Annotated in this window: 4 protein-coding genes and 1 other annotated feature; of the genes, 2 read left to right on the forward strand and 2 right to left on the reverse strand. The window is 67.1% G+C overall.

Going from position 1 to position 4,105, the window contains the following annotated elements; genetic code table 11:
- Positions 1–92: 92 nt before the first annotated feature.
- A complete protein-coding gene (locus ACIBBF_RS26425) occupies positions 93–866 on the reverse strand; it encodes an SDR family NAD(P)-dependent oxidoreductase (protein WP_397419403.1) in 774 nt (257 codons plus the stop codon).
- Between the two features lie 554 nt (positions 867–1,420).
- Here ACIBBF_RS26425 and ACIBBF_RS26430 point away from each other — a divergent pair.
- Both ACIBBF_RS26430 and ACIBBF_RS26435 read left to right on the forward strand, forming a co-directional pair.
- On the forward strand, positions 1,421–1,660 hold the full coding sequence (locus ACIBBF_RS26430; protein WP_397419405.1) for a helix-turn-helix transcriptional regulator: 240 nt from the start codon (positions 1,421–1,423) through the stop codon (positions 1,658–1,660).
- Positions 1,660–2,847 (forward strand): tyrosine-type recombinase/integrase, encoded by a 1,188-nt coding sequence (locus tag ACIBBF_RS26435; RefSeq protein WP_397419407.1) that lies wholly within the window; start codon positions 1,660–1,662, stop codon positions 2,845–2,847. Before ACIBBF_RS26430 ends, ACIBBF_RS26435 begins: the two co-directional genes overlap by 1 nt.
- A gap of 188 nt (positions 2,848–3,035) precedes the next feature.
- Here ACIBBF_RS26435 and ACIBBF_RS26440 read toward each other — a convergent pair whose 3' ends face one another.
- On the reverse strand, positions 3,036–3,956 hold the full coding sequence (locus tag ACIBBF_RS26440) for an IS3 family transposase (RefSeq protein ID WP_397419409.1): 921 nt from the start codon (positions 3,954–3,956) through the stop codon (positions 3,036–3,038).
- Positions 3,879–3,992 (reverse strand) — a sequence feature (AL1L pseudoknot). It overlaps the preceding gene by 78 nt.
- Positions 3,993–4,105: the final 113 nt, after the last annotated feature.

Here is a 4,105-nt window from a genome sequence, read left to right on the forward strand (position 1 = left end):
CCCGCGCCCCCGGGGGGGGTGGTCGTTATAGGGCCTGGTGGTCGGTACCCCGGGGTACCGACCACCTGACCTTCTACCGACCGGCTGACCTGCTACGGCAGGATCGTCGGGACGAGCCCGCCGTCCACACCGAGCGCCCGGCCTGTCGTGGCCGTGGAGTAGTCCGACGCGAGATAGGCCACCAGGTGTGCGATCTCTTCGGGCCGGATCAACCGCCCGATGAGTGACCCGGCTACCCGGCCCTCCTCGATGAACTGCCCCTCCTGTTCCTCGCGGGACAGTCCCGGGTAGATGTCGTCCCACATGGCCAGGACGCCGTCGCTCAGGGTCGGGCCGGCGAGCACGCTGTTCACGGTCACCCCTGTGCCGGCGAGGGCCTGCGCGTAGCCACGCGCCACCGCGAGCTGCGCGGTCTTCGTGGTGCCGTAGTGCACCATGTTGGTCGGTGGCTGTACACCCGCCTCGCTCGAGATGAACACCACTCGTCCCCACCCGCGTGAGGCCATGCCCCGGGCATAGCGTCTGGTGAGCCGGACCCCGGACAGTACGTTGATCTCGAAGAGCTCCCGCCACTCGGCGTCGTCGATCTCGAACACCGGGCGTGCGGGGAAGGCACCCGTGTTGTTGACGAGGATGTCGACCTCGGGCAGCTCGGTGCCGAGGCGCTCCGCTCCCTCAGCGGTGGCGACATCGGCGACGACCCCACGTGCGCCGAGCTCCTGCGCGACGGCCGTGACCCGCCGCTCGTCGCGGCCATTGACGACGACGTCCGCTCCGGCTCGGGCGAGCGAGGTCGCGATTGCCCGGCCGATGCCGGCACTGGAACCGGTCACGAGAGCTACCCGTCCGGTCAGGTCGATCTGCATCTGCGTATCCCTTCGAACTACATGCGAGATGAGGAGGCGGTCGGCTCAAGTACGCCGGAGGGCCCGTCACCGGTACCGGATCGTGGAGGTCGCCGACTCCTGCCGCGTCGCCCCTGCGGTGCGCAGGGCGATGTAGACGTCCTCGCGCGCGGCAGCGTGCCTCCTCGCCCAACTGTCTTCATGACCATGGTGGTCGCCCTCGACTGGACGGCTAGTTGATCTGGCCTGGCGCCGATCCAGTGCGACTCCACCAGGAACGTCGACGACACCACGCACGTCGACGGCCTTGAGCGAGCCGGTACCCACGTCGTGCGGCTTGATCGCGTGCCGGCCCGGGAGCAGAGGGTCGCTGGTTCGAATCCAGTCAGCCCGACACGTCTGGCCTGGTGGACCTCTGGTTCGCCAGGCCAGAACGGACCCGAGATCTGAACTCCCCGACAGAAACCCGACACTTTGGTGTCCTGGAAGCCCGTCCCGCGACGGGCTTCGCAGAGCGTGACGGTCAACTCCCGACGGCGCCCGTTCCTCAGGTACTCCGCGCGCACCTGACGGACATGGAGACACAGCAGACGCCCGAGCGGGGGCTGGACCCGCTGCTGAGCATCGACGAGCTCGCGGACTATCTCGGTCTGCCGGTTCGCACGATCTACGCCTGGCGCACCGAGGGCAAGGGCCCCCGCGGTGTGCTCCTGGGCAAGCACGTGAAGTTCTACGCCTCGGACGTCCAGGCGTGGCTCGCCAGCCGGCGGGAGACGGCGCCCGGCCGGGGCACCGCCGAGGGTGGTGAGCGGTGATGGCGCGCCCTCGCACCCCGATCGGGACGTTCGGTCAGATCAGCTTCGCTTCCGAGACGACCACGACGGTGACCGCCCATACCCGGTTCCGCGACTACGACGGCCGGCTGCGACCGGTGCAGGCCACCGGCAGCACCCGCAAGCAGGCCGAGCACAACCTCAAGGCGGTACTTGCGAGACGCAGCCGCATCGCATCCGGCTCGACAGACCTGAGCGGCGACAGCACGTTCAAGCGGCTGGTCGAGATCTGGCTCGAAGACCTGGATCTTCAGGAGCTGGCCTTCAGCACCCGTGAGCTGTACGCGCGAGACATGCGCACGCTGGTCCTGCCTGCCTTCAAGGACTACTCGCTGCGTGAGATCTCGATCATGATGGTCGACCGATTCCTGAAGAAGCTGGCAAAGGAGAGCCTGTCGAAGGCTCAGCACGCCAAGGTCGTGCTCAACCTCGCCCTGGGGCTGGCAGTCCGGTACGAGGCGATCGAGCGCAACCCGGTCCGCAGCGTGCAGCGGCTGCGGAAGCCCAAGAAGGCGGTCAACGCCCTGACGATCGAGGAGCTCGAGGCGGTGCGCGCAGCTGTCCGGGCATGGTCTGGTGCCAAGCGTCCGGGGCCCAAGCCCGACGGCCAGGTCGAAGCGGTCATCGAGGTCATGATCGGAACCTCCGGCCGCATCGGCGAAGCGCTGGCGATCCGTCGGCGCGACATCGACGACACGGGCGAGCGGATGACCGTTCATCTGGACGGGACGATCATCACGCCGATGAACGGGCCGCAGTTCCGGCAGGACCATCCGAAGACTTCGGAGTCGAGCCGGAAGGTGACCGTGCCGGGCTTCACAGCGGACGTCATCCGCAAGCGGCTGACTGAGGTGCCCGCGGGCCCCGAGCAGTTGATCTTCTTCTCTCGCAACGGCACGCCACTGTCGGCGAACAACGTGCGGCGCACGCTGCGGGCTGCGCTCAAGGAGGCAGGGCTCGACCGGGTGACGCCTCACGCGTTCCGCCGGACCGTTGCTACCACGCTTGAAAAGAAAGCTAGCGCCGAGCTGGCGGCCGAGATGCTTGGTCACACCTCGACCGTGATCACGAAGAAGCACTACATCGCCCGAGCTGATGCCGTCAACGAGATGACAGCCGAGATCCTGGAGTCGCTCGCGCCAAGGGCGGTGCAGGACCCGGCTGCGTGACGCGCGATTGGTGCCGAAGCGTTTGCGCTGGCCGTACGGTCCCGCCAATTTGGCGGGACCGTAATTTTCCGGTTTGCGTCTCAGGGTCGGTCGAGGGCGAAGGGCCTGAGGCGTCTGCCCAGGTCGTATGGTTCTGCCAATTTGGCAGAACCATTGTTGTCCGGTTTGTTCTCTGTCTCGCCCCGGGTTTAGTGGAGGCTCGGAACTGACGCTCCGACGGTAGTCGGCGCGGGGTTGTGACGGTAATACGCCTCTTCGAACTCGGTCGGTGGGACCAGGCCGATCTCGCCGTGCAGGCGATGGTGGTTGAACCAGTCGATGTACTCAGCGATAGCGAGCTCGAGGTCGTCGATGTTCTTCCACGGTCCCTTGTTGCGCACCAGCTCGGCCTTGAACAGAGAGTTGAACGCCTCGGCCAGGGCGTTGTCGTAGGAGTCGCCGGTCGAGCCGACCGAGGCGACGACGCCGGCCTCGGCCAGGCGTTGGGTGTAGCGAACTGCGACGTATTGCACTCCTTTGTCGCTGTGATGGGTCAGCCCGGCCACGCCCTGGCCGGCCCGGGTGCGGTTCCACAAGCCCATCTCCAACGCGTCCAACGCGAGGTCGGTGCGCAGCGATTTCGATACCTGCCAGCCGACTACCCGTCGGGAGAACACATCGATCACGAACGAGGCATACGCCCAGCCGGAGAACGTGCGGCAGTAGGTGATGTCTGCGACCCACAACCGGTTCGGGCCGGTGGCTGTGAAGTCGCGCTCGACCAGGTCCGGGCGGGTCTCCGGGCCGGTGCCGGCCACCGTGGTGCGAGGTCCTTTGGCCCGGGTGATGCCCCGCAACCCCGCGGATCGCATCAGTCGTTCGACGGTGCAGCGCGCGATCTGGTGGCCCTGCCGGCGCAGCTCGGCATGCACCTTGCGGGCACCATAGACACCGTAGTTGGCGCCGTGGACCTGCTCGATCACCGCTGTCGAGGCAGCGTCGGTGATCGACCGGGCCGAGGGCGGGCGGGACGTGGCCGCGTAGTACGTCGACGGGGCGACCTGCAACACCCTGCAGATCGGCTCGACCCCGAACTGGTGCCGGTGGGCCTGGATGTAGTCGACGATCACCTTTGTGGGCGGTCGAGCTCCGCCGCGAAGAAAGCCGACGCACTACGCAGGATCGGCGGATTCAACCGGTCAGTGCAATGGGTGCTGTGAGATGGGGCAGACGCTGATCTCGGGAGGCACCGGATGCAGGGCAAGCATGGTCATCTCAG

The sequence above is a fragment of the Promicromonospora sp. NPDC050880 genome (genome assembly GCF_044456525.1).
Taxonomy (GTDB): Bacteria; Actinomycetota; Actinomycetes; order Actinomycetales; family Cellulomonadaceae; genus Promicromonospora.